The organism is Erwinia sp. B116, assembly GCF_002865965.1.
In the GTDB taxonomy this organism is placed as follows: domain Bacteria; phylum Pseudomonadota; class Gammaproteobacteria; order Enterobacterales; family Enterobacteriaceae; genus Erwinia.
The window spans coordinates 28,983-54,353 of the sequence record NZ_JRZZ01000021.1 but is presented as its reverse complement, the minus strand read 5'-3'; the positions used below and the strand labels follow the sequence as shown (position 1 = coordinate 54,353).

Annotated in this window: 24 protein-coding genes, 4 tRNA genes and 1 other RNA gene; 1 reads left to right on the top strand and 28 read right to left on the bottom strand. The window is 57.7% G+C overall.

The annotated features are described in order from the left end of the window. Positions 1 to 9: 9 nt before the first annotated feature. From NV64_RS14840 to sdhC, 24 genes are all read right to left on the bottom strand, one after another. Positions 10 to 85 (bottom strand) — tRNA-Lys (locus tag NV64_RS14840). Positions 86 to 89: 4 nt separating this feature from the next. After that, positions 90 to 165: transfer RNA gene (locus tag NV64_RS14835), tRNA-Val, on the bottom strand. A 41-nt stretch (positions 166 to 206) separates the two neighbouring features. Next, a tRNA-Lys gene (locus tag NV64_RS14830) sits at positions 207 to 282 on the bottom strand. A 35-nt stretch (positions 283 to 317) separates the two neighbouring features. Further along, positions 318 to 442, bottom strand: a non-coding RNA gene (locus NV64_RS14825) — RtT sRNA. A 15-nt stretch (positions 443 to 457) separates the two neighbouring features. Then, positions 458 to 533: transfer RNA gene (locus NV64_RS14820), tRNA-Lys, on the bottom strand. A 164-nt stretch (positions 534 to 697) separates the two neighbouring features. Then, positions 698 to 1,507, bottom strand: coding sequence for a cell division protein CpoB (gene cpoB / locus NV64_RS14815; RefSeq protein WP_056239824.1), 810 nt, complete (start codon positions 1,505 to 1,507; stop codon positions 698 to 700). Between the two features lie 9 nt (positions 1,508 to 1,516). Further along, positions 1,517 to 2,029 carry a peptidoglycan-associated lipoprotein Pal gene (gene pal / locus NV64_RS14810; RefSeq protein ID WP_056239827.1) on the bottom strand — a complete coding sequence of 171 codons (513 nt, stop codon included), beginning with the start codon at positions 2,027 to 2,029 and terminating at the stop codon, positions 1,517 to 1,519. 44 nt (positions 2,030 to 2,073) lie between these two features. After that, on the bottom strand, positions 2,074 to 3,366 hold the full coding sequence (gene tolB, locus NV64_RS14805) for a Tol-Pal system beta propeller repeat protein TolB (RefSeq protein ID WP_056239830.1): 1,293 nt from the start codon (positions 3,364 to 3,366) through the stop codon (positions 2,074 to 2,076). Between the two features lie 109 nt (positions 3,367 to 3,475). Beyond that, the gene (gene tolA, locus NV64_RS14800) at positions 3,476 to 4,849 is read right to left on the bottom strand and encodes a cell envelope integrity protein TolA (protein WP_056239834.1); all 1,374 of its coding nucleotides are present in this window, start codon (positions 4,847 to 4,849) and stop codon (positions 3,476 to 3,478) included. 29 nt (positions 4,850 to 4,878) lie between these two features. Continuing rightward, a complete protein-coding gene (gene tolR, locus NV64_RS14795) occupies positions 4,879 to 5,307 on the bottom strand; it encodes a colicin uptake protein TolR (protein WP_056239837.1) in 429 nt (142 codons plus the stop codon). Between the two features lie 14 nt (positions 5,308 to 5,321). After that, positions 5,322 to 5,999 (bottom strand): Tol-Pal system protein TolQ, encoded by a 678-nt coding sequence (gene tolQ, locus NV64_RS14790; protein WP_199177668.1) that lies wholly within the window; start codon positions 5,997 to 5,999, stop codon positions 5,322 to 5,324. After that, positions 5,996 to 6,409 (bottom strand): tol-pal system-associated acyl-CoA thioesterase, encoded by a 414-nt coding sequence (ybgC, locus tag NV64_RS14785; protein WP_101506201.1) that lies wholly within the window; start codon positions 6,407 to 6,409, stop codon positions 5,996 to 5,998. The genes tolQ and ybgC overlap by 4 nt, the downstream gene beginning before the upstream one ends. A gap of 252 nt (positions 6,410 to 6,661) precedes the next feature. Beyond that, positions 6,662 to 6,955: a cyd operon protein YbgE gene (ybgE, locus tag NV64_RS14780; protein WP_101506200.1), complete on the bottom strand. Its 294-nt coding sequence runs from the start codon at positions 6,953 to 6,955 to the stop codon at positions 6,662 to 6,664. Further along, the gene (gene cydX / locus NV64_RS14775; protein WP_056239847.1) at positions 6,955 to 7,065 is read right to left on the bottom strand and encodes a cytochrome bd-I oxidase subunit CydX; all 111 of its coding nucleotides are present in this window, start codon (positions 7,063 to 7,065) and stop codon (positions 6,955 to 6,957) included. The genes ybgE and cydX overlap by 1 nt, the downstream gene beginning before the upstream one ends. Positions 7,066 to 7,079: 14 nt before the next feature. Next, positions 7,080 to 8,219, bottom strand: coding sequence for a cytochrome d ubiquinol oxidase subunit II (cydB, locus tag NV64_RS14770; RefSeq protein WP_101506199.1), 1,140 nt, complete (start codon positions 8,217 to 8,219; stop codon positions 7,080 to 7,082). A 15-nt stretch (positions 8,220 to 8,234) separates the two neighbouring features. Next, positions 8,235 to 9,803, bottom strand: a complete 1,569-nt coding sequence (cydA, locus tag NV64_RS14765; RefSeq protein ID WP_056239855.1) for a cytochrome ubiquinol oxidase subunit I — start codon at positions 9,801 to 9,803, stop codon at positions 8,235 to 8,237. A gap of 613 nt (positions 9,804 to 10,416) precedes the next feature. Then, positions 10,417 to 11,289, bottom strand: a complete 873-nt coding sequence (gene sucD / locus NV64_RS14760) for a succinate--CoA ligase subunit alpha (protein ID WP_056239857.1) — start codon at positions 11,287 to 11,289, stop codon at positions 10,417 to 10,419. Further along, the gene (sucC, locus tag NV64_RS14755; RefSeq protein ID WP_056239861.1) at positions 11,289 to 12,455 is read right to left on the bottom strand and encodes an ADP-forming succinate--CoA ligase subunit beta; all 1,167 of its coding nucleotides are present in this window, start codon (positions 12,453 to 12,455) and stop codon (positions 11,289 to 11,291) included. The genes sucD and sucC overlap by 1 nt, the downstream gene beginning before the upstream one ends. 90 nt (positions 12,456 to 12,545) lie before the next feature. Beyond that, positions 12,546 to 13,760, bottom strand: a complete 1,215-nt coding sequence (gene odhB, locus NV64_RS14750; RefSeq protein WP_101506198.1) for a 2-oxoglutarate dehydrogenase complex dihydrolipoyllysine-residue succinyltransferase — start codon at positions 13,758 to 13,760, stop codon at positions 12,546 to 12,548. A 14-nt stretch (positions 13,761 to 13,774) separates the two neighbouring features. Further along, positions 13,775 to 16,582: a 2-oxoglutarate dehydrogenase E1 component gene (gene sucA, locus NV64_RS14745; protein ID WP_056239868.1), complete on the bottom strand. Its 2,808-nt coding sequence runs from the start codon at positions 16,580 to 16,582 to the stop codon at positions 13,775 to 13,777. Positions 16,583 to 16,930: 348 nt separating this feature from the next. Further along, positions 16,931 to 17,647, bottom strand: a complete 717-nt coding sequence (locus tag NV64_RS14740; protein ID WP_056239872.1) for a succinate dehydrogenase iron-sulfur subunit — start codon at positions 17,645 to 17,647, stop codon at positions 16,931 to 16,933. A 15-nt stretch (positions 17,648 to 17,662) separates the two neighbouring features. Continuing rightward, positions 17,663 to 19,429, bottom strand: coding sequence for a succinate dehydrogenase flavoprotein subunit (gene sdhA, locus NV64_RS14735; RefSeq protein ID WP_056239875.1), 1,767 nt, complete (start codon positions 19,427 to 19,429; stop codon positions 17,663 to 17,665). Next, the gene (gene sdhD / locus NV64_RS14730) at positions 19,429 to 19,776 is read right to left on the bottom strand and encodes a succinate dehydrogenase membrane anchor subunit (protein ID WP_056239877.1); all 348 of its coding nucleotides are present in this window, start codon (positions 19,774 to 19,776) and stop codon (positions 19,429 to 19,431) included. The genes sdhA and sdhD overlap by 1 nt, the downstream gene beginning before the upstream one ends. Beyond that, positions 19,770 to 20,159 carry a succinate dehydrogenase cytochrome b556 subunit gene (sdhC, locus tag NV64_RS14725; RefSeq protein ID WP_056239882.1) on the bottom strand — a complete coding sequence of 130 codons (390 nt, stop codon included), beginning with the start codon at positions 20,157 to 20,159 and terminating at the stop codon, positions 19,770 to 19,772. The genes sdhD and sdhC overlap by 7 nt, the downstream gene beginning before the upstream one ends. Positions 20,160 to 20,787: 628 nt before the next feature. On the opposite strand from sdhC, the gene NV64_RS14720 reads away from it, so the two are divergent. After that, the gene (locus NV64_RS14720) at positions 20,788 to 22,071 is read left to right on the top strand and encodes a citrate synthase (RefSeq protein WP_056239885.1); all 1,284 of its coding nucleotides are present in this window, start codon (positions 20,788 to 20,790) and stop codon (positions 22,069 to 22,071) included. Between the two features lie 73 nt (positions 22,072 to 22,144). On the opposite strand, the gene nei is transcribed toward NV64_RS14720, so the two are convergent. Genes nei through pxpB form a run of 4 tightly spaced genes read right to left on the bottom strand, consistent with a single transcriptional unit; the run spans position 22,145 to position 25,263 of the window. Then, positions 22,145 to 22,936 (bottom strand): endonuclease VIII, encoded by a 792-nt coding sequence (nei, locus tag NV64_RS14715; RefSeq protein ID WP_056239888.1) that lies wholly within the window; start codon positions 22,934 to 22,936, stop codon positions 22,145 to 22,147. Between the two features lie 17 nt (positions 22,937 to 22,953). Further along, the gene (gene pxpA / locus NV64_RS14710; RefSeq protein WP_101506197.1) at positions 22,954 to 23,694 is read right to left on the bottom strand and encodes a 5-oxoprolinase subunit PxpA; all 741 of its coding nucleotides are present in this window, start codon (positions 23,692 to 23,694) and stop codon (positions 22,954 to 22,956) included. Next, positions 23,684 to 24,613, bottom strand: a complete 930-nt coding sequence (gene pxpC / locus NV64_RS14705; protein WP_101506196.1) for a 5-oxoprolinase subunit PxpC — start codon at positions 24,611 to 24,613, stop codon at positions 23,684 to 23,686. Before pxpC ends, pxpA begins: the two co-directional genes overlap by 11 nt. Then, complete coding sequence (gene pxpB, locus NV64_RS14700) at positions 24,607 to 25,263, bottom strand: 5-oxoprolinase subunit PxpB (protein WP_101506195.1); 657 nt, start codon at positions 25,261 to 25,263, stop codon at positions 24,607 to 24,609. The genes pxpC and pxpB overlap by 7 nt, the downstream gene beginning before the upstream one ends. Positions 25,264 to 25,371 lie beyond the last annotated feature (108 nt).

The window sequence follows — 25,371 nt, the reverse complement described above, 5'->3', positions numbered from 1 at the left end:
TCTTAACATTGGTGGGTCGTGCAGGATTCGAACCTGCGACCAATTGATTAAAAGTCAACTGCTCTACCAACTGAGCTAACGACCCGATATGGTGGGGGATGACGGGCTCGAACCGCCGACCCCCTCCGTGTAAAGGAGATGCTCTACCAACTGAGCTAATCACCCATATCGTTACTGCTGCGTATTGCGGACTTCCTTAGCGGAAGTGGTGGGTCGTGCAGGATTCGAACCTGCGACCAATTGATTAAAAGTCAACTGCTCTACCAACTGAGCTAACGACCCGCAATGCGGTACTGCCTTTACTACGCTGTCTGAAGTGGTGGGTCGTGCAGGATGACTCGGCTGACGCCTCGCCCTTCGGGCCGTTGCCGCTGGCAACGTTGTCTCGCTTTCGCTTGACCCGAACCTTTACGGTTCTCATCCTTCACGGTTAAACACCGTGTACTATTTCCATAATTGGTGGGTCGTGCAGGATTCGAACCTGCGACCAATTGATTAAAAGTCAACTGCTCTACCAACTGAGCTAACGACCCACTTTTTTGTTGCTTTTGGCGTTGAACTTATCCCCCTGCAACGGCGGCATATATTACTGATTTGAATTTTCAGCGCAACCACTATTTCAGGTTAAATCGTTCAACTGCCTGACTTTCAGGCGTTAAGACCAGAATTCAGACGAAAACTGGTCACACAACGGCAATTACAGACCGGCAGCGCGTTTCTGCGCCTGTTTTGCGGCTTCACTGGTTGGGTACAGTTTTACCACCTGCTGGTAGACCGCTTTGGCTTTTGCCTTGTCGCCCTTTTCCTGCATGATCACCCCGACCTTGAGCAGCGCTTCCGGGCTCTTCGGTGATTTAGGGTAATTTTTGACTACGGTGGCAAAATAAAATGCCGCATCGTCTTTTTTACCTTTGTTGTAATTCAGCTGCCCCAGCCAGTAGTTAGCATTGGCCTGGTAGGTTGAATCCGGGTACTTCTTCACAAAGGCCTGAAAAGCCGAGATTGCCTGATCGTACTGTTTTTTCTCCAGCACCAGCGCAACCGCTGCGTTGTAGTCGGTATTGGCATCACCACTCTGGGTTGGCGCAGCGGCGGCGGCAGGCTGGCTACCGGACGTGCTGTTATCCCCTGCGGCGGCACCGGCACCGGCTGCTGCGGCATCAGCGTTTCCCGACTGTCCACCGGCCGCGGCACCGCCGCTGCTCAGACCGTCGATCTGCTGAAGAATACTTTTCTGACGCTCCACCACCTGGTTCAGCTGGTAGTTGTTTTCCTGGATCTGACCGCGCAGTGAGTCGATATCGGTCTGAGTTTCGGAAAGCTGCTGCTGAAGCTGCTGGAGGAGTTGAGCCTGAGCATTAGAGATACGCTCAAGGGTGGTGACGCGGTCTTCGACCGAGCCGGAGCCAACGCTACTGATTGTTGCCTGGGCATTAGCGGCCCAGGGGGCCGCTACGCCAATCAGTAACGACAGACTCAGGAGATGAGTTCTGCAGCTACTAATCATGTGATTCTCTTAGTAAACCAGTACTGCACGACGGTTTTTAGCATACGCTGATTCGTCGTGGCCCAGTACGGCTGGTTTCTCTTTACCGTAAGAAACGATAGAGATCTGGTCAGCAGAAACGCCTTTACCCTGCAGGTACATTTTCACTGCGCTGGCACGACGTTCGCCCAGGGCGATGTTGTACTCAGGGGTACCGCGCTCATCCGCGTGGCCTTCTACAGTGACTTTGTAAGACGGGTTGCTACGCAGGAAGTTTGCGTGCGCGTCCAGCATCTGTGCGAATTCAGACTGGATTTCATATTTGTCCAGGCCGAAGTACACGATGTTGTTTTTCTGCAGTTCCTGCATCTGCAGGCGAGCCTGCTCGTCAGAAGACATGTTGCCGCTGTTCAGGCCGCTGTTAGAACCGTCACCAAGACCGTTAGTCTGGTCGTTGTTGTTGTTCTTGTGTGAGCTACATGCAGCTACTGCGATCACTGGCAGTGCCAGCATTAAGCCTTTCAGCACTTTATTCAGTTGCATTTCATAATTCCTATTATAGTTTGCCATACATAATTATTTATGCATCACAGATACGGCGACCAGGCAGGAAATTTGACCTGTCCATCGGTTGCCGGAAGACGCGCTTTGAAACGCCCGTCGGTTGACACTAACTGCAGAATTGAACCCATGCCCTGAGTGGAGCTGTAGATTACCATGGTGCCGTTCGGTGCCAGACTTGGCGTTTCATCCAGGAACGTGTCCGTTAATTGTTGAACGGCTCCCGTTACCAGATCCTGTCGTGCGACGTGTTGAGCGCCGCCGTTGGTGCTAATCATCACCAAAGATTTACCATCAGAGCTGACGTCTGCGTCCTGGTTCTGTGAACCTTCCCAGGTAATACGCTGAGGCGTGCCGCCGCCTGCGCTGACTTTATAGATTTGTGGACGGCCGGCCTGGTCAGAGGTATAGGCCAGGTTCTGGCTGTCCGGGTACCAGGTCGGTTCGGTGCTGTTGTAGCGGCCGTCGGTAACCTGACGGATCTGGCCGGAGCCGATATCCATCACATAGATGTTCAGGCTGCCGGTCTTGGACAGGGCAAACGCCAGCTTGCTGCCGTCCGGTGAGAAGGCCGGTGCGCCATTGTGGCGTGGGAACGAAGCTACCTGACGGATAGCACCGTTGGCCAGCGTCTGGATCACCAGCGCTGATTTACCGCTCTCAAACGTCACGTAGGCCACTTTACTGCCATCCGGAGACCAGGCCGGTGACATCAGCGGCTCAGGTGAACGGTGCACCACGAAGGTGTTGTAGCCGTCGTAGTCGGACACGCGCAGCTCATACGGGAACTGGCCGCCGTTGGTCTGCACCACGTAAGCGATACGGGTACGGAACGCGCCTTTGATACCGGTCAGCTTCTCAAAGCTTTCGTCACTGGCGGTGTGCGCAGCATAACGTAACCACTGTTTGGTCACCTTAAACTGGTTCTGTGCCAGTACCGTGCCCGGATTACCGGCGGTATCAACCAGCTGGTAAGAGACGAGGTAGCTGCCGTCCGCGCCAGGCTGCACCTGACCGACTACGACCGCGTCGATACCCAGTGCGGTCCAGGCCGCTGGCTGCACCTCAGCCGCCGAGGTCGGCTGCTGAGGCAGACGCGAGCGGTCCAGCGGGTTGAATTTGCCGCTGTTGCGCAGGTCAGCGGCTACGATGCCACCAATATCTTCAGGGGCTGCACCCGGACCATCCCATTTGAACGGCACCACGCCGATCGGACGTGCGGTATTCACACCCTGAGTAATCTCAATACGTACTTCTGCCTGCGCAACCGCGACAAACAGCAGTAAAAAACTCAGCGCTACACGAAATGCCTGCTTCATTATTTCTCCCTTATCCGGGTATCACACCCACGATAATTAGCCTTGTATCAACAAACCTAAGAGTACGGCATGTTGCTCAGAGTTCAACACACCGCTGGTAAACGCACGTTTACGGTTTGAATTCCAGCGTCGCGTTTTTAACCGCCTGCCACACTTCCGGACTCGGTGGCTTCGGAATTCTTGCCGAATTAGCCGCGTTGATGGCTGCCTGACAGAGTGCCGGGTCACCACCTGCGGACTTGGCAGAAATCAGCAGACCATCCGATCCCAGGCTGATACGCACATCGCAGGTTTTGCCCGCAAAGGTATCAGCATCGTAAAACTTGCTCTGAATCGCGCCTTTCACCTGGCCCAGGTAGCTGTCGATCGCGGCACCTGAAGCGCCCGCTTTCTTCTGGTTACCTTCACCCGGTGCGGCACCGGCACCCCCGCCCGCTTTACCTGATTTCGGCGCATTCTTACCTGAAGTCAGGTCGCCGAGCAGATCGCCCACGTCACCGGCCTCTTTCGCCGCCTCAGCTGCCGCTTTCTTCTTCGCGGCGGCATCGGCTTTGGCTTTGGCTGCCGCATCGGCCTTGGCTTTCGCAGCAGCATCGGCTTTCGCTTTCGCCTCGGCGGCAGCCTTCTCTTTAGCCTCTGCCGCAGCTTGTTCTTTCGCTTCTGCGGCAGCCTGTGCTTTGGCTTCTGCTGCTGCGGCTTTCGCTTCCGCAGCGGCCTGTGCCTTGGCTTCCGCCGCCGCCTGGACTTTCGCTTCCTGCGCCGCTTTCGCATCCGCAGCCGCTTTGGCTTTAGCATCGGCAGCAGCTTTTACTTTAGCTGCTTCTGCGGCAGCCTGCTTAGCCTGTTCTTCCGCTTTTTTCTTCGCATCGGCAGCCGCCGCTTTGGCGTCTTCCTGCGCTTTTTTCTGTGCATCAGCGGCGGCTTTCGCCTGGGCATCCGCCTGCGCTTTCGCATCGGCTTTGGCTTTTGCAGCGGCGTCTGCTGACGCTTTCGCCTGGGCATCGGCTTCGGCTTTGGCTTCAGCCTTCGCTTTCGCGGCGGCGGCTTCGGCCTGCTTCTGCTCCTGCTGGGCCTGCTTCGCGGCTTCCTGCGCCTGTTTCTGCTCGGCTGCCTGCTCGGCCGCTTCCGCTTTGGCCTGTTCAGCCGCCTGCAGACGCTCTTTCTCCAGCTGTTTCAGCCGCTGCTGTTCTGCCGCCTGTTTCTGCTGCAGCTCTTCCGCCTGCTGTTTCGCCTGCTTCTGGCGCTGCTGCTCGGCGCGTTTGCTGTCACTCTGTTGATTCTGCTGGCGATTATACTGTTCTACCACCGCACCAGGATCGACCATGACGGCACTGATATCACTACCGCCGCCACCGCCGCCGCTGGCGTCGAGATTTTCGTCAAACGAGCTCCATACCAGCAGAGCGATCAGCACAACATGCAGGATCACTGAGAGGGTTATCGCACGTTTTAACTTATCGTTTTGCTCGGTTGCCTTCGACACTCTCGATTCCCAAAAACGGTTCGAATGAATTAAATCGGCTGCGTCATTAATCCGACAGACTTCACGCCTGCCTGATGCAGCAAGTTAAGCGCCTTGATGATCTCTTCGTAGGGCACCTCTTTCGCACCGCCGATCAGGAACACGGTCTTCGGATCGGCAGTGATACGACGCTGTGCTTCGGCGACGACCTGCTCAGACGGTAACTGCTCCATGCGGTCGTGATCGACCACCAGGCTGTACTGCCCGACGCCGGACACTTCAACAATCACCGGCGGATTATCATTGGTGGAGACGGTTTTGGAATCTGTTGCGTCCGGAAGATCGACCTCAACGCTCTGGGTAATGATCGGTGCGGTTGCCATGAAGATCAGCAGCAGCACCAGCAGTACGTCCAGCAGCGGAACGATGTTGATCTCAGACTTCATGTCGCGACGACCGCGACCACGCGTTCTGGCCATGTGAAACCTCCGACTTACTTGCTGGCGTCGCTGGTGAAAGCCTGACGGTGCAGGATAGCCGTGAACTCTTCCATAAAGTTGTCGTAGTTCTGCTCCAGCTTGTTCACGCGCAGGGTCAGACGGTTATAAGCCATAACCGCCGGGATCGCCGCAAACAGACCAATCGCGGTGGCGATCAGCGCTTCGGCAATACCCGGTGCCACCATCTGCAGGGTGGCCTGTTTTACCGCACCGAGAGCGATAAAAGCGTGCATGATCCCCCATACCGTACCAAACAGGCCGATATACGGGCTGATTGAACCGACGGTGCCGAGGAACGGAATATGGTTTTCCAGCGCTTCCAGCTCACGGTTCATCGAGATGCGCATGGCACGGGTCGCCCCTTCCACTACCGCTTCCGGCGCGTGGTTATTCGCGCGGTGCAGGCGGGCAAACTCTTTGAAGCCGGCGTAGAAAATCTGCTCCGAACCCCCGAGCTCATCGCGTCGGGCCTGACTCTCCTGGTAGAGGCGCGACAGTTCGATACCCGACCAGAACTTATCTTCGAAAGCGTCTGCATCCCGTGTCGCCGCATTCAGAATACGGGTGCGCTGAATGATCACCGCCCAGGAGGCGATGGAGAATCCGATTAAAATTAACATGATCAGTTTTACCAGAAGGCTCGCCTTCAGGAACAAATCAAGAACATTCATGTCAGCCACTGCTTGAACTCCGCGACAATAGACTTGGGAAGCGCTATCGGCTTCATTAGATGTGGATTGATGCAGGCAATAAGGACTTCTGCTTCATTGAGTACACGCCCATCGGCATTCAGAATGCGCTGAGCGAACGTCATGGTCGTGCGGCTCATGGCAATCACCTGGCACTCCACGCTGAGCAGATCGTCCAGACGTGCGGCAGCAAGGTAATCGACCGTCATTCGACGCACGACAAAGGACACCTGCTGTTCCAGCAGTGCCTGTTGATTGAAATGGCGCTGACGCAGCATCTCAGTGCGTGCCCGTTCATAAAAAGCAACGTAGCTGGCGTGGTAAACCACGCCGCCGGCATCTGTGTCTTCATAGTAGACCCGCACCGGCCATCGAAACAGCGTTGTACTCACTCTACATCCCGGTAATGCATTAAACGTTGGTACCCGAAAACGTTGCTACTATACGCAAGAGCATAGGGCTTGGGAATGGATTGCCAGAGGGGAACGAAAATAATTATTGAACGGTAACAACTTATTGGAAGTCAGTACGTTTGGCAAACAAAGATTGACAATTATAGAGGTAAAAACAGACAAACATCGGTTAGATTGTCGACAGTACACCTGGCCGATTGGGCAGCCAGGCATTGGCGGACGGTAACCGTATTAGCAATAGAAGAAAACGATGCCGCAGACCAGCAGGACTAACGCCGGCAGCGGCGAAAATACCCCCTGCCAGCGCAGGCGCCGCGGGCTGAAGCCGACGCCGTGGATCACCCCACTGCACACCGCCCAGATCAGCAACGGCCCCTGCCAGATAGCCAGATGGCCGCTGTTGGCGGCAAAGCGCGCCGGGTCCCAGAAGATACAGCCCGCCAGCAGCAGCGCGGCGGCCAGCGACAGCGCCCGCAGGGGGCATCTGTCCATCATTTGATACAGACGGCTTACCCCCTGCCCCATTACTGGTCGCCTTCTGCGTTGCTGGCCTCAACATGTTCCAGCGCCAGCGCGGTGATAATTCCGAAGGCACAGGCCAGCAGCGTGCCAAGGATCCAGGCAAAGTACCACATGATATCGCTCCTATTCAGTAGAGTGAGTGGGTGTTGTTTTCAATCTGTTCATTGGTCACCCGGCCGAACATCTTCCAGTAACACCAGCTGGTATAGATGAGGATCAGCGGCACGAAGATCATCGCGGCCACGGTCATCACCTTCAGCGTCAGCAGCGTCGAGGTCGCATCCCACATCGTCAGGCTGGCACCCGGCACGGTGCTGGAGGGCATCACGAACGGGAACATCGCTACGCCGGCCGTCAGGATCACACAGGCCAGCGTCAGTGAGGAGAACAGGAACGCCCAGGCGCCTTTCTCCAGCCGTGAAAACAGGATGGTCAGCAGCGGTAGCACCACGCCCAGTAACGGAATCAGCCACAGTACCGGCGTGTGATTGAAATTAACCAGCCAGGCACCGGCCTCGCGGCCCACCGTTTTCAGCAGCGGATTGGAGACGCCGTTGTGATCCAGCGCCGAGGTCACCACGTAGCCATCGATACCATAAACTACCCAGACGCCGGCCAGCGCGAAACAGACCATCATCACCAGCGCGGAAATTTGCGCCGCGCAGCGGGCACGCTGATGCAGTACGCCAACGGTGCGCATCTGCAGGTAGGTCGCTCCCTGTGCCAGAATCATGGTCAGGCTGACGATGCCGGCCAGCAGGCCAAACGGATTCAGCAGCTGGAAGAAATTGCCGGTATAGAACAGACGCAGGTCACTGTCGATATGGAACGGCACGCCCTGCAGCAGGTTGCCAAAAGCCACACCGATCACCAGCGGCGGCACAAAGCTGCCGATGAAGATGCCCCAGTCCCACATGCCGCGCCAGCGCGAGTCTTCAATCTTTGAACGGTAGTCAAAGCCCACTGGACGAAAGAACAGCGAGGCCAGCACCAGGATCATTGCCACGTAAAAACCGGAGAACGCCGCAGCGTAGACCATTGGCCAGGCGGCGAACAGCGCACCACCGGCGGTGATCAGCCACACCTGGTTGCCATCCCAGTGTGGCGCAATGCTGTTAATCATCACTCGTCGCTCGGTATCGGTGCGGCCGAGAATGCGGGTCAGCATGCCGACCCCCATGTCGAAGCCGTCGGCGACCGCGAAGCCGATAAACAGGATGCCGATAAGCAGCCACCAGATAAAACGCATCAGTTCATAAGTTAACATCGCTTTGTTTCTCCCTTAACGTACGGTCTGCAAACGTGGCTCGGGCTGTTCATAGTGATAGCGTCCGGTCTTCAGGCTGCTCGGCCCAAGACGGGCAAACCTGAACATCAGGTACATCTCCGCTACGATGAACAGCGTGTAGAGCCCGCAGATTAGTCCCATTGAAAACAGCAAATCCCCGGCGGTAAGCGATGAGTTAGCGACAGCCGTTGGTAATACTTCACCAATTGCCCACGGCTGACGGCCATATTCGGCAACAAACCAGCCAGATTCGATAGCAATCCACGGCAGTGGAATACCGTACAGCGCGCATTTCAGCAACAGTGGCCACTGACCGATGCGGTTACGGATCACCGTCCAGAAGGAGAGTCCGATGATCAGCAGCATCAGCATGCCGCTGGCAACCATAATACGGAATGAGAAATAAAGCGGTGCAACACGTGGTATTGAGTCCTGTACCGCCTGTTTTATTTGCGCTTCGCTGGCATCCGCAACTGCTGGCGTATAGCGCTTCAGCAGCAGCCCGTAACCGAGATCCTGTTTCGCCGCATTAAAGGCCGTACGCACCGCCGGATCCTGGCTACCCCCACGCAGTTCCTGCAGCAGGGTGTAAGCTTTCATCCCGTTGCGGATACGCACTTCGTGCTGGCTCATCAGCTCTTTCAGGCCGGTGACCTGTTTATCGACGGAACGGGTGGCAATCAGCCCCAGCGCCCACGGGATCTGAATGGCGAAGTGATTTTCCTGTTTGTCCTGGTCGGGAATGCCGAACAGGGTAAAGGCCGCGGGTGCCGGCTGGGTTTCCCACTCAGCTTCAATGGCGGCCAGTTTGGTTTTCTGCACGTCACCGATTTCGTAGCCGGACTCATCCCCCAGCACGATGACTGACAGAATCGCCGCCATACCGAAGCTGGCGGCCACCGCAAACGAGCGTTTGGCAAAGGCGACGTCGCGGCCGCGCAGCAGGTAGTAAGCGCTGACCCCGAGAATAAACATCGCGCCGCAGGTGTAGCCTGCCGCCACGGTGTGGACGAATTTCACCTGTGCGACCGGGTTGAGCACCAGCTCGGAGAAGCTGACCATCTCCATGCGCATGGTTTCCCAGTTGAACTCAGAGGCTACCGGGTTCTGCATCCAGCCGTTGGCCACCAGAATCCACAGCGCCGACAGGTTTGAGCCCAGCGCCACCAGCCAGGTAACCGCCATATGCTGCACTTTACCCAGCCGATCCCAGCCAAAGAAGAACAGGCCAACAAAGGTGGATTCAAGGAAGAACGCCATCAGGCCTTCGATCGCCAGCGGCGCACCGAAGATATCGCCAACGTAGTGCGAGTAATAGGACCAGTTGGTGCCGAACTGGAACTCCATAGTCAGTCCGGTGGCCACGCCCAGCGCAAAGTTAATGCCAAATAACTTGCCCCAGAACTTAGTCATATCTTTATAAATTTGTTTACCTGACAGGACGTAGATCGTCTCCATAATGGCCAGTAAAAACGCCATACCCAGCGTCAGTGGCACAAACAGGAAATGATACATCGCCGTCAATGCAAACTGTAAACGTGACAGTTCGACAATATCAAACATGATAACTCCTTGCTCCGCTAAAGGGAGCAGCCTTAAATAAATGAGTCAGAAACGCATTTACTTATTCGTGCCCCCGGTAATAACGAAAACCGCGTTCCTGAACCCTGGCTACAGGCGCAATGCAGCACGCCTCAGCGCAGCTGAGCCCCAGGGCAAAGACGGATTTAAAATTTCTGGTGGTGAGATTGCGCAGTGATGATACGCCTTTCTCCCCACAGGATTAAAGTGGTTTTCGATGACAATATTCTTTTCTTGTCTTACATCAAAATTCAATGAATCAACGATCTATCCATCATTGATGTGGCGCAATTTAACCCTATCGGAGACGGCAATTCCAGATAAATACCCAGGTATAAATCGGCATTTATTGATCCAGAATAATAATCTGACGAGGCAACTGTGCCGGAGAGGAGAGTTGTGAAATTATTGTATAACTTTATAAAGTAAAAGGTGAATGCACCATCCGCTTATGCCACCTGTTACGGTAAATGATAATTCCCGTAATTTAAAATTTTATTAACCAGGCCAGCCAGCCCGTGGCTTTGCGCTACCTGCCGCCGGAAGAAACAAAAAGGGCCGCCCGAAGGCAGCCCTGATATCGCAAGAGTTTAGCTTACTGTGGCAGTACGGCTTTCACCGCGTCGCCGATGTCCGCCAGGCTACGCACGGTTTTCACACCGGCCGCTTCCAGCGCAGCAAACTTCTCGTCTGCGGTGCCTTTGCCACCGGCGATAATCGCACCGGCGTGGCCCATACGCTTGCCTTTCGGCGCGGTAACGCCGGCGATATAGCCGACGACCGGCTTGGTCACGTACTCTTTGATAAACGCTGCGGCTTCTTCTTCCGCGCTGCCGCCAATCTCACCGATCATCACGATCGCTTCGGTCTGCGGGTCATCCTGGAACAGTTTCAGGATGTCGATGAAGTTTGAACCTGGGATCGGGTCACCGCCGATACCGACGCAGGTCGACTGGCCGTAGCCGATGTCGGTGGTCTGCTTGACTGCTTCATAGGTCAGGGTACCGGAACGGGAAACGATGCCGATACGGCCCGGCTGGTGAATGTGGCCAGGCATGATGCCGATTTTACATTCGCCTGGAGTGATGACACCCGGGCAGTTCGGGCCAATCATGCGCACGCCGGCTTCATCCAGCTTCACCTTCACGGTCAGCATATCCAGCGTCGGGATGCCTTCGGTGATGGTGATGATCAGTTTGATGCCCGCTTCAATCGCTTCCAGGATACCGTCTTTGCAGAACGGAGCCGGAACGTAGATCACCGAGGCGGTGGCGCCGGTGGCTTCTACCGCTTCGCGCACGGTGTTAAACACCGGCAGGCCAAGGTGCTCAGTGCCGCCTTTACCCGGAGTGACGCCGCCAACCAGCTGCGTACCGTAGGCCAGCGCCTGCTCAGAGTGGAAGGTACCCTGACCGCCGGTGAAACCCTGGCAGATCACTTTGGTGTTTTTATCGATCAAAATGGACATTATTTACCCTCCGCTGCGGCAACAACGCGCTGTGCCGCGTCACTCAGGCTGGTTGCTGCAATAATATTCAATCCGCTGTCTGCCAGTTTTTTCGCGCCCAGCTCAGCATTGTTACCTTCCAGACGGACCACAACCGGTACGTTGACGCCGACTTCTTCCACGGCACCGATGATACCGTCAGCAATCAGGTCACAGCGAACGATGCCGCCGAAGATGTTAACGAAGACCGCTTTCACCGCATCGTCAGACAGGATGATTTTAAAGGCTTCGGTCACGCGCTCTTTGGTCGCGCCGCCGCCAACGTCCAGGAAGTTGGCCGGCTGGCCACCGCTCAGCTTCACGATGTCCATGGTGCCCATCGCCAGACCGGCTCCGTTAACCATGCAGCCGATATTGCCTTCCAGCGCCACGTAGTTCAGTTCCCACTGCGTTGCGTGGGCTTCACGGGCATCTTCCTGGCTTGGGTCACGCATTTCGCGCAGCTCAGGCTGACGGAACATGGCGTTGCTGTCGGCGGTCAGTTTACCGTCGAGACACACCAGGTCGCCCTGCTTAGTGATCACCAGCGGGTTGATCTCAACCAGCGCCAGGTCGCGCTCCAGGAACAGCGTCGCCAGACCCATAAAGATCTTGGTGAACTGGCCAACCTGCTTACCGGTCAGGCCCAGCTTGAACGCCAGCTCACGGCCCTGGTAAGGCTGTGGACCGGTCAGCGGGTCCAGCGCCATTTTGTGGATCAGATGCGGAGTCTCTTCCGCCACTTTCTCGATTTCCACGCCGCCTTCGGTTGAGGCCATAAACACTACGCGACGGGTCGCACGGTCCACTACGGCACCCAGGTACAGCTCTTTGTCGATATCGGTCGCTGCTTCAACCAGGATCTGATTAACCGGCTGACCGCCTGCGTCAGTCTGATAGGTCACCAGGTTTTTGCCCAGCCAGTTTTCGGCGAACGCACGAATGTCTTCTTTGCTGTTAACAACCTTCACGCCGCCCGCTTTACCGCGGCCACCGGCATGAACCTGACATTTCACAACCCACGGGCCGGCGCCAATTTTAGAGGCGGCTTCTTCAGCTTCACGTGGCGTGGTGCAGGCGTAACCGGTTGGTGCCGGTAAGCCATACCGTGCAAACAACTGTTTTGCCTGATATTCGTGTAAGTTCATGATGTTCTATCCATTCAGGTCTGAAAAGACTTAGCCACCGTTGTGGCTACACATAGAACAGAGCACGGCGCTGGCCGTGCTCTGCAAGGTTTAAACGTCCAGCAGCAGACGCGCCGGATCTTCCAGCAGCTCTTTAATCGCCACCAGGTAACCCACGGACTCACGTCCGTCGATCAGGCGGTGGTCGTAAGAGAGCGCCAGATACATCATCGGCTGGATCACCACCTGACCATTCACCGCCATCGGACGATCTTTGATCGCGTGCATACCAAGGATCGCACTCTGCGGTGGGTTGATGATCGGCGTCGACATCAGCGAACCGAATACGCCGCCGTTGGTGATGGTGAAGTTACCGCCGGTCAGCTCCTCAACGGTCAGCTTGCCGTCACGGCCTTTAATCGCCAGCTCTTTGATTTTCTTCTCGATGTCCGACATGCTCAACGCATCAACGTCTTTCAGTACCGGCGTCACCAGGCCACGCGGCGTGGAGACGGCGATGCTGACGTCGAAGTAGTTGTGGTAGACCACATCTTCACCGTCGATCGAGGCGTTCACTTCCGGATAACGCTTCAGCGCTTCTACCACCGCTTTGATGTAGAAGGACATAAAGCCCAGGCGCACGCCGTGGCGCTTCTCGAAGGCATCTCCGTACTGCTTACGCAGTGCCATGATCGGCTGCATGTTGACTTCATTGAAGGTGGTCAGCATCGCGGTGCTGTTTTTCGCCTGCAGCAGACGTTCGGCCACGCGCTTACGCAGGCGGGTCATCGGTACACGCTTCTCGCTGCGGCCTGCCTGCACCACCGGTGCAGTCTCAGGTGCTTTGGCAGCAGGGGCTTTCGCCTGAGCCTGTGCCAGATGTTTTTCCACATCTTCACGGGTCAGACGGCCACCGACGCCGGTGCCTTTAATGGCAGACGCATCGAGGTTGTGCTCGGCGATCAGGCGGCGAATGGCCGGGCTGAGCGCGTCGTTGCTTTCTTCATCCAGCGAGGCAGTCTGACGCTGGGCTGGCGTAGAGTCCTTGCTTTCGGTTTTAACCGAGGTCTCTTTGCCGCCGCTGTTGCCTTCTTTCAGGCGCCCCAGCAACTGGCGAGAGGTGACGGTGGCACCTTCGTCTTCAAGGATGGCTTCCAGCACGCCGTCCGCAGCAGCAGGCACTTCCAGGATCACTTTGTCAGTTTCAATTTCCACCAGCACTTCATCACGGGTCACCGCATCACCCGGCTTTTTATGCCAGGTGGCGACGGTTGCATCAGCAACGGATTCAGGCAGGTCGGGAACAAGAATATCTACGCTACTCATTTTCTTTCCTTTAATTAATCTACGTTCAGCGCGTCATTAACCAGATCTTGCTGCTGCTGCTGGTGAACGGACATGTAACCCACGGCCGGCGATGCGGATGCAGGACGACCGGCATAACGTAATGAAGCCCCAAATGGCACGATTTCGCGGAAATGGTGCTGGCTGCAGTACCATGCGCCCTGATTCAGCGGCTCTTCCTGACACCAGACAAAATCATGAACATGGGCATACGGCTGCAACGCTTCCTGTACGGCTTTGTGCGGGAACGGATAGAGCTGTTCGATACGCACAATCGCCACATTGCTTTGCTCATTTTTACGGCGTTTTTCCAGCAGGTCGTAATAGACTTTACCGGAACAGAGCACTACGCGCTTCACGCCCTGCGGGTCGAGATCGTCGATCTCGCCAATCGCCGGACGGAAGGCTCCGTCGGCCAGCTCTTCCAGCGACGAGACCGCCAGCGGATGGCGCAGCAGCGACTTCGGCGACATCACCACCAGCGGACGGCGCATACCACGCAACGCCTGGCGACGCAGCATATGGTAAACCTGCGCCGGCGTGGACGGCACGCACACCTGCATATTCTGCTCGGCGCAAAGTTGCAGATAGCGTTCCAGACGCGCGGAGGAGTGCTCAGGGCCCTGGCCTTCGTAGCCGTGCGGCAGCAGCATCACCAGGCCACACATACGGCCCCACTTCTGCTCGCCGGAGCTGATGAACTGGTCGATCACCACCTGCGCACCGTTGGCGAAGTCACCGAACTGCGCTTCCCAGATGGTCAGGGTACGCGGCTCTGCCGTTGCATAGCCGTACTCGAACGCCAGTACCGCTTCTTCCGACAGCACGGAGTCCCAGACCTTAAACACGCCCTGGCCGTTGTGCACGTGCTGCAGCGGGGTGTAAGTCGAGCCGTTGGACTGGTTATGGATCACCGCATGACGGTGGAAGAAGGTGCCACGGCCCATGTCTTCACCTGAGAGGCGGCACGGAATACCTTCATCAACCAGCGTGGCGTAGGCCAGGTTTTCTGCTGCGCCCCAGTCGAACGGCTTGTTGCCGGCGGCCATTTCAGCGCGATCGTTGTAGATTTTCGCCACGCGGGACTGCATCTCAACCGCGTCCGGCACCGTGCTGATGCGTTTCGCCAGCGACTGCAGACGCTGCGGGTCCAGTTTTTCCGGATACCCTTCATCCCAGTCGTGATTCAGATACGGTGACCAGGTAAAGGAGTGCAGGCTCATCGGACGCCATGCCGGCACCACGCATTCACCGGCATCCAGCGCGTCACGGTACAGGTTGACCATTTCCGTGGCATCTTCCAGGCTGGCAACCTGTTCAGATTCCAGCTTGTCCGCGTAGATTTTACGCGGAGTCGGGTGTTTCTTGATCTTCTGGTACATCACCGGCTGGGTGGCGCTAGGCTCATCCGCTTCGTTGTGACCATGACGGCGGTAACACACCAGATCGATAAACACGTCGCGTTTAAAGGTGTTACGGAAATCCAACGCCAGGCGGGTGACAAAGGCCACCGCTTCCGGATCGTCCGCGTTAACGTGGAAGATCGGGGCCAGCACCATTTTACCGATGTCGGTACAGTACTGGCTTGAACGGGCGTCTTTCGGATTAGAGGTGGTGAAACCAACCTGGTTGTTGATCACGATACGCACGGTACCGCCCACTTCATAACCGCGGGCCGCCGACATGTTCAGCGTTTCCTGCACCACGCCCTGGCCGATCACCGCCGCATCACCGTGGATGGTAATCGGCAGCACTTTGTTGGAACCCGGTTCATCCATGCGGTCAAGACGCGCACGCACCGAGCCCATCACCACCGGGCTGACGATCTCAAGGTGAGAAGGGTTAAACGCCAGCGCCAGGTGTACCATGCCGCCGGGGGTTTCCACGTCGGACGAGAAGCCCATATGGTACTTAACGTCACCGGTGCCGAGGTGTTCTTTATGCTTGCCGGAGAACTCGTCGAACAGATCCTGGGGCCTTTTGCCCAGCACGTTAATCAGCACGTTCAGACGGCCGCGGTGCGCCATACCCAGCACCACTTCACGCGTACCGCTCTTGCCGGCATGATGGATCATGTCGTTGAGCATCGGCACCAGCGCGTCGCCGCCTTCCAGGGAGAAACGCTTCGCACCGGGGAATTTCGCGCCCAGATAGCGCTCCAGCCCTTCCGCTGCGGTCAGCTGTTGCAGGAAGCCCTTCTTCTCTTCAGAGGAGAAGGAAGCCTGCCCCACCACCGATTCGATACGCTGCTGGATCCAGCGTTTCTCTTCCGTGTTGGTCATATGCATGTACTCGGCCCCGATCGAGCCGCAGTAGGTCTGTTTCAGCGCGGCGTACAGATCGGCCAGCTTCAGCGTCTCTTTGCCGATCGCAAACGAGCCTACGTTGAAGCTTTCCTGCAGGTCGGCATCGGTCAGGCCGTGCCAGGCCGGATCGAGATCCGGCACCGTATCCTGCTTCCACAGGCCTAACGGATCGAGATTGGCCTGCTGATGGCCGCGGAAACGGAAGGCGTTGATCAGCTGCAGGACCTTTACCTGTTTGGCATTGGTTTCCGGATCGCTGACGGAGGCCGTGTAGCGCGTAGCATCTTTCGCCAGACGGCGGAAGTATTCACGCGTGGTGGAATGAAACTGCTCTGGTTTAACTCCCGTCCCCGGAAGCTGCTGGAAAAGCGATTTCCAGGCATCGTCAACAGAGTCAGGATCGGTCAGGAAGTCCTCATAGAGCTGCTCTATGTAGGACTGGTTCGCGCCGGCCAGCCAGGATGAGTCCAGCCAGGGTTTCATCGCGCTGTTCTGCATTGTGATCCCTTAAGCATTATGCTTTTTTTCGCCGTGGTTATTGAAGGAACCTTTGCAAGTCCCGTGCCGCGTTAACGGCTTACCATATACGGTTCTTCGATACGAGCAGCGGCCCGTAAGGGAACCTTTGCGAGACGTCTCAGGCGGCAAATCAGCCCAAAACACCTTCCAAAGATCGCCTGTTAAAACACCGGGAACCTGAGGTTCCCGGATATGCACGTCATCCTTCACGCTGCCTCTGCGTTGGCTGCTCTCATTCACCCCAGTCACATAGCGGCCTATGCTCCCGGGGATTCACTCGTTTGCCGCCTTGATGCACCCTGAATGATTTTGTGCATATTTTTGCCGTTATGCGCCCCGTTGCAGCAGCATCGACTTGATATGGCCGATGGCTTTGGTCGGGTTGAGCCCTTTCGGACACACGCTCACACAGTTCATAATGCTGTGACAGCGGAATACGCTGAAAGCATCGTTCAGATTATCCAGACGGGCATCCGTTTCGGTATCACGGCTGTCAATCAGGAAACGGTACGCCGCCAGCAGGCCAGCCGGACCGACGAACTTGTCGGGGTTCCACCAGAACGACGGGCACGAGGTTGAACAACAGGCACAAAGTATACACTCGTACAGGCCATCCAGTTTTTCACGCTGCTCAGGGGCCTGTAAATGCTCCCTGGACGGTGGATTTTTCCCATTATTCAACAGGTAAGGCTTAATCTTCTCATACTGAGCATAGAATTGCCCCATGTCCACCACCAAATCGCGGATCACCGGCAGGCCGGGCAGCGGGCGGATAACAATTTTCTGCTTGCCGTTCCCCAGCGCGGACACCGGGGTAATGCAGGCGAGGCCATTTTTACCATTCATGTTGATGCCGTCTGAGCCACAGACGCCTTCACGGCAGGAGCGACGGAAGGCCAGCGTCGGATCCTGCTCTTTCAGACGCATCAGCGCGTCCAGCAGCATCATGTCACGGCCGTCTTCCGACTCCAGCGTATAATCCTGCATGCGCGGCGCATCATCGACATCCGGGTTGTAGCGATAGATGGAAAATTCGAGTTTCATGTCTCTCTCCGCAAACTAGTAGGTACGCGCTTTCGGCGGGAAGGCCGCACGCAGTTTCGGTTGCATGTTCACTTCACGGCGCGTCATGCTGTCGTTTTGCGGCAGATACAGGGTATGGCATAACCAGTTCGCATCGTCACGCTCAGGGTAATCGAAGCGGCTGTGCGCGCCACGGCTTTCGGTGCGGAAGTTGGCCGACAGCGCGGTGGCATAAGCCGTTTCCATCAGGTTATCCAGCTCCAGGCACTCCACACGCTGGGTGTTGAAGTCACTGGAACGATCGTCCAGGCGGGCGTTGTGCAGACGTTCACGCAGCACTTTCAGCTCCTCCAGCCCTTTCGCCATCGCATCACCTTCACGGAACACCGAGAAGTTGTTCTGCATGCAGGACTGCAGCGCTTTACGCAGCTCGGCCGGGTCTTCACCGGTGGTGTTGTTGTCCCAGCGGTTGTAGCGCGCCATCGCAGCGTTAACTTCATCTTCGGTGGCGTCACGCAGGGTTCCCTGCTCGGCGATCGATTCCGCCAGATGCAGGCCTGCCGCGCGGCCAAATACCACCAGGTCCAGCAGCGAGTTGCCGCCAAGACGGTTAGCACCGTGCACCGAAACGCAGGCGATCTCACCGACCGCAAACAGGCCCGGGATCAGCACGTCTTCACCCTGCTCGTTGACCGTCAGTGCCTGGCCGCTGACGCGGGTAGGAATACCGCCCATCATATAGTGGCAGGTTGGGATCACCGGAATCGGCTCTTTGACCGGGTCGACGTGGGCAAAGGTGCGCGACAGTTCAAGGATGCCCGGCAGGCGAGCTTCCAGCACATCCTTACCGAGGTGGTCCAGTTTCAGCTTGGCGTGCGGGCCCCACGGGCCATCGCAGCCGCGGCCTTCGCGGATTTCGATCATGATGGAACGCGCGACCACGTCACGACCGGCGAGATCTTTGGCATTCGGTGCGTAACGCTCCATAAAGCGCTCGCCGTGTTTGTTCAGCAGGTAACCGCCTTCCCCACGGCAGCCTTCAGTCACCAGCACGCCCGCGCCGGCGATGCCGGTCGGGTGGAACTGCCACATTTCCATATCCTGCAATGGCACGCCGGCGCGCAGCGCCATACCGACGCCGTCACCGGTACAGATATGGGCGTTGGTGGTGGACTGGTAGATGCGTCCGGCACCGCCGGTGGCCAGCACCGTTGCCTTGGCCTTGAAGTAAACCACTTCACCGTCTTCGATATTCATCGCGGTGCAACCGACCACCGCACCGTCAGCATTCTTCACCAGGTCCAGCGCATACCATTCAGAGAAGATAGTGGTGTGGTTTTTCAGGTTCTGCTGGTAGAGGGTGTGCAGCAGGGCGTGACCGGTACGGTCTGCCGCCGCCGCGGTGCGTGCCGCCTGCTCGCCGCCGAAGTTTTTCGACTGGCCACCAAACGGGCGCTGATAGATACGGCCATCGTCCAGGCGGGAGAACGGCAGACCCATATGTTCCAGTTCCAGAATCGCTTCCGGACCGGTTTTACACATATATTCAATCGCGTCCTGGTCACCGATATAGTCGGAGCCTTTAACGGTGTCGTACATGTGCCATTCCCAGTCATCTTCATGGGTGTTACCCAGCGCAACGGTGATACCGCCCTGCGCAGACACGGTATGGGAACGGGTTGGAAATACTTTAGACAGCAGGGCACAGCTCTGGCCCGACTGGGAGATCTGTAAGGCGGCGCGCATACCTGCACCACCCGCGCCGATCACCACGGCATCAAATTCTCTTACTGGCAACTTCATTACGCACCCCACACGACAACAGTTCCGTAAATTGCATAGACGAACAGCGCGACCACAATCACCAGCTGCAGCACCATACGCAGCGCCAGCGGTTTAATGTAGTCGGTCAGTACCTGCCACATGCCAATCCAGCCATGAACCAGAATGCACAACAGCGTCAGCAACGTGAAAACTTTGGTTACCGGGGAGGCAAAGAAGCCATGCCAGATGTCATAAGTCAGTGGCCCTGACATGATCAGGAAGCCGAGGATATAAAGCACATAAAGGGTCATTACCATGGCGGCAGCGCGCAGCAGCAGCCAGTCATGGATTCCGTTGCGACCCAGTGCAGAAGCGTTACTTACCATACGAGGACTCCTGCAAGAACAGACAGCACGACAGTGATAGCGAAAGCAATATGCGCGGAACGTTTACCCGCCTCTAAGGTTTCTTCCAGGTAGCCGAAATCCATCAGCATGTGGCGAATACCGACCACAATGTGATAAGCGAGCGCAGTGAGAATGCCCCACATAATGAATTTGGCGAAGAAGCTGGTCATCACGGCGGATGCCTGATCGAAACCTTCGGGAGAAGAGAGCGAGAGACCCAGTAACCAGAGCAATATCCCGATCGACACAAAGGTGATCACCCCGGATACGCGGTGGAGAATGGACGCTATTGCAGTTACGGGAAACCGGATCGTAGAGAGATCCAAGTTGACAGGTCTTTGTTTTTTCACGGTTTTGCCCACACAGCCTTTCTTATTTTGCTTCCTCCGGTCCTGAAGGGGGGCTCAGACAGCGTCACACGTGAAACTTTGCGCAGGCACTAAAACTACAAACGTCCAGTGTCAGATAATAGCGCGCATGAAACGCTGGGTGGCTCCTACAGCAGGGTTTTCCGGAGACCTGGCCGCAGTATAGGGGGATCACATTCTTATTACAATTCCCCTACAAACACTTTGGGGAATTTAAAGTGGAACAGTGATCACCCTCACGGATTTTACATTCTACACAAATTTAATTATCTGATTTGACAATACTTCAACAACTTTGTTACAAACGATGCCTCAAAAGGACTATGATGCACAAAAGTTATGGGGATACACTTTCCCCTAAGCACAAGTTATGTAACATTGATGATGATTATCTATAAAGTATCGGGTTTTGGTTATGATGTAGGATATGGCCAAACCGGGTCTTAAACCATGATACGCATCAGGAATGTGCCACCCAGGCCAACGCGCCCGTCACTCTGTACCCTGCACATTATAAGATGCCACAGAGTTGATATCCTTATAGCGCCTGGCAATAAGGCTGGGAGGTTGTGGTTTTCCCGGTGGTAAATGATCCCTGTATAAGGCGCTAAGGAGACTATAAATGGCTGATAAAAAAGCGACGCTAACCCTCGACGGCGAAGCCCCTATTGAGCTGAACGTACTGAAAGGTACGCTGGGCCCGGAAGAGATCGACGTACGAGCTCTGGGCTCTAAAGGGTATTTCACTTTTGACCCTGGCTTCACCTCTACCGCGTCGTGCGAATCCAAAATCACCTTTATCGACGGTGATGAAGGCATTCTGCTGCACCGTGGTTTCCCGATCGACCAGCTGGCCCTGCACTCCAACTATCTGGAAGTATGCTACATCCTGCTGAACGGTGAAGCCCCTACCCCGGAACAGTTCAACGAATTCAAAGTCACCGTGACCCGCCACACCATGTTGCATGAGCAGATCCACCATCTGTTCCGCGGCTTCCGACGTGACTCGCACCCGATGGCGGTGATGTGCGGCGTGACCGGTGCACTGGCGGCGTTCTATCACGATGCGATGGACGTAAACATTGAGCGTCACCGCGAAATCGCCGCGTTCCGCCTGCTGTCGAAAATGCCGACCATGGCAGCGATGTGTTACAAATATTCAATCGGCCAGCCGTTTGCTTATCCGCGTAACGATCTCTCCTATGCCGGCAACTTCCTGCATATGATGTTCTCCACACCGTGCGAAGACTACGTGGTGAACCCGGTGCTGGAACGTGCGATGGACCGGATCTTAATCCTGCACGCCGATCACGAGCAGAACGCGTCGACCTCAACCGTACGTACCGCCGGTTCATCCGGTGCTAACCCGTTTGCCTGCATCGCGGCCGGTATCGCGTCACTGTGGGGGCCTGCACACGGCGGTGCCAACGAAGCCTGCCTGCGCATGCTGGAAGAGATCAGCACCGTAGAGCACATTCCTGAGTTCCTGCGCCGCGCCAAAGACAAAAACGATTCGTTCCGTCTGATGGGCTTCGGTCACCGCGTTTACAAAAACTACGACCCGCGTGCCACCGTAATGCGTGAGACCTGCCATGAAGTGCTCAACGAGCTGGGCATGAAAGATGACCTGCTGGAAGTGGCGATGGAGCTGGAACACATTGCGCTTAATGACCCGTACTTCATCGAGCGTAAGCTGTATCCAAACGTCGACTTCTACTCCGGCATCATCCTTAAGGCGATGGGCATCCCGTCATCCATGTTTACGGTGATCTTCGCCATGGCGCGTACCGTTGGCTGGATCGCCCACTGGAAAGAGATGCATGACGAAGGCGTTAAGATCGCCCGTCCGCGTCAGCTCTACACCGGTTACGAACAGCGTGATTTTACCTCACAGCTGAAGAAGTAATCGCAGAGCGGGGCCTCCCCCGCTCTGGCTGAGCAACGTCAACGAAATGGCCGGAGATCCTCCGGCCATTTTTTTATGGCTGACAAACAGGGCAACGGTAGAACGGCCGCGATGCCAGCGTGCTTTTCTCGATCATGGTGCCACAGCGCGGGCAGGGCTTCCCGGCCCGGTGAAATACGTTAAAGCGGAACAGCGCGCCGTGATGGTGCCGCTCGTCGGCCTGCCCGCGCGTGTGGTAAGAGAGCCTGGGTATCGCCAGCAGCGCGTGGCACAGGTCCGTCAGCTGCGCATCGTTCAGCGTTTGTGCCTTATGCTGCGGCGCCAGCCTCGCCTGCCAGAGGATCTCGGCGCGCAGATAGTTTCCCAGTCCGGCAAGAAACGCCTGATCCAACAACAGTCCGCTGAACTGCCGCCCGCGAAAGCGTTTGGACAGCAGCCGCTCGCGCACCTGCGTCTCGGTCAGCGTCATATCCAGCACGTCCGGCCCCACCCGCTGCAGAAACGGATGGCTGGCCAGCCCGTCGGCGTTCAGCAGCTGGATATCCGAGGCGCTGTAGAGCAGCAGCGTTTTGTCCGCCGTCGCCAGCCGCACCCGCAGCTGGCGTTGAGTCTGCGGTTCACTACCGGTAGCGACTACCCGCCAGACGCCGTACAACTGGTTATGGCTGTAGAGCGTCAGGCCGTTAGAGAAGTGGGTGAGCAGCGCTTTGCCGCGGGTTTCCAGCGCGGTCACCCGCTCGCCGATCAGCGCCTGTTGATAGGTCTGCAGCGCGGGAAAGGCGAACCAGACGTCGGTCAGCTCTTTGCCGCGCACCGCTTTTTCCAGCTGGTCCGCCGCGCGGCGGATCTCCGGTCCTTCAGGCATCGTCCTGCCTCCGTAAGTTAATCTGCTGCGCTGACGCGGATCTGCTGCTGACGGAATGCCTCACGCAGCCGGTGGGCAAACTCAAGCGCATGCGCCCCGTCGCCGTGCAGGCAAACCGTCTCTGCCCGTACGTTAACCCACTCGCCGCCGAGAGACTGTACCCGGCCCTGCTGCACCATGCTCAGCGTCTGCGTAATCGCCTGGGCATCGCTCTCCACCAGCGCCCCCGGCTGGCCGCGCGGCACCAGCGTGCCGTCTGCCCGATAGCCACGATCGGCAAATACCTCCTGACGCGTTACCAGGCCGTGGCGCTGGCCGGCGCGGATCAGTTCGCTACTGGCCAGCCCCACCAGCATCAGCGCCGGATCGACCGCCCGCACCGCGAGGGCAATGGCGTCAGCCAGCGCGGCATCGCCCGCCGCCTGGTTGTAGAGCATGCCGTGCGGCTTCACGTGAACCAGTCGGCCGCCCTCGCTGCGCACCATCGCCTGCAGCGCACCGACCTGATACAGCATCTGGGCATACACCGTCTCCGGCGGCAGCTGCATGGCGCTGCGGCCAAAGTTTTCGCGATCGGGGAACGACGGGTGCGCGCCGATCGCCACCCCCGCCGCCAGCGCCAGCCGCACCGACTGCAGCATGGTGTCGGCATCACCGGCGTGAAAGCCGCAGGCGATATTGGCCGATGAGACCAGCTGCAGCAGTTGCGCGTCGCTGCCCGCTCCTTCGCCAAGATCGGCGTTCAGATCAATCTTCATGGTTCAGCCCCCAGGCCATTTGCTCCAGCGCGCGCTGCTGTGCATCTCTGGCCTGTCGTGCCTCTTCCAGCGTACAGGCAACAAAATGCAGCGGCTCACCCAGCCGCAGCTGGGCTAAATGGTAAAGGTCGGCTTCAATCACACAGGCGATACGCGGGTAGCCGCCGGTGGTTTGCGCATCGCCCAGCAGCACGATCGGTTGCCCGGCCGGCGGCACCTGCACCACGCCGGGAACCAGCCCGTGGGAAAGCAGATCGCGGTTATTCTCCCGCTCCAGGCGGTTCCCCTGCAGCCGGTAGCCCATGCGGTTGCTTTGCGGATCGAGCCGCCAGGCGGAGCGCCAGAACGCATGCTGGCTCTCCTCGCTGAACTCCTGATACTCCGGTCCGGGCAGCGCCCGCACCCGGTTGCCCCACAGCAGCTGACGCACGCCGACCGGGCGTTTGAAGCGCCGCGCAGGCTGCAGCGGCAGACGGTCACCGTCGGCCAGCCTGCGCCCGGAAAAACCGCCGAAACCGGCCTGCAGATCGGTGCCGGAAGAGCCCAGCACCGGCTCCAGCGCAAAGCCGCCGTCAACGGCCAGATAGCTGCGCATGCCGCGGCTGGGCAGGCCCAGCGTCAGCCGCTGGCCCTTTCTGACCGCGGTGCGCCAGCCGGTCCACACCTCACGCCCGTCAAGCCGCGCATGGCACCCTGTCCCGGTTAAGGCAAACCAGCCGTCGCGACCAAACTCAACGCAGAACTGGCCCAGGGTGATTTCCACCACCGCGCTGTCGGGCGCGTTGCCCACCAGCAGATTGGCGGTGTGCATCGCTGGCCGATCCAGCGCCCCACCGAGGCTGATGCCGTACTGCCGCCAGCCGGGACGGCCGGCATCCTGCAGCGAGCTGCTCAGACCGGCGCGGATCAGGGTTAACATACGCCCTCCTTTTGCGGTACAAAACGCAGCCGATCGCCCGGGCGCAGCAGCACCGGCGGCTGGCGATCGGGCAGAAACAGCGCGGTAGCGGTATGGCCAATCAGCTGCCAGCCGCCGGGGGATTCAAGGGGATAGATGCCGGTCTGGCTGCCGCCGATGGCGACCGACCCGGCGGGCACCCGCACCCTTGGAGTGTCGCGGCGTGGGGTGTGCAGGCGCGGGTCCAGCCCGGCCAGGTAGGGAAACCCCGGCTGGAAGCCGATAAAGCACACTACGTACTCAGCGGCGGCATGCATCTCCACCACCTGGCGAGCGTTCAGGCCGTGATGGCGCGCCACGTGCTGCAGATCGGCTCCGCCGCTGCCGCCGTAAATCACCGGGATGTCGACGCGGCGGAATTCCGCCTCCTGCGACCCGCTCTGCTGCCACGCCTGCTGCAGCCACGCCAGCACCTCCGCGGCGTTATGCGGCGCTTCGCGCAGGATCACGCTAAGGTTATTCATGCCCGGCACCACGTCCAGCACCTGCGGGTGCGGCTGCAGGTGCTGCGCCAGGCTCCAGACCCGCTGCTGCGCGGTGAGTGAAAACGGCGGCTCCAGCTCCAGCACCGCCGTGCGTTCTCCTAACAGATAATATCGCGCGTGTTGCACAGGTAACCTCCGCAAAAGGGGTCATTCAGAGCGAGGTGGCGAAGACTCCGCGCCGGTGTCAATCTGCCGGGCGCCCTTGCAAGGCACCCGGCAGACCGCGAGGATGGA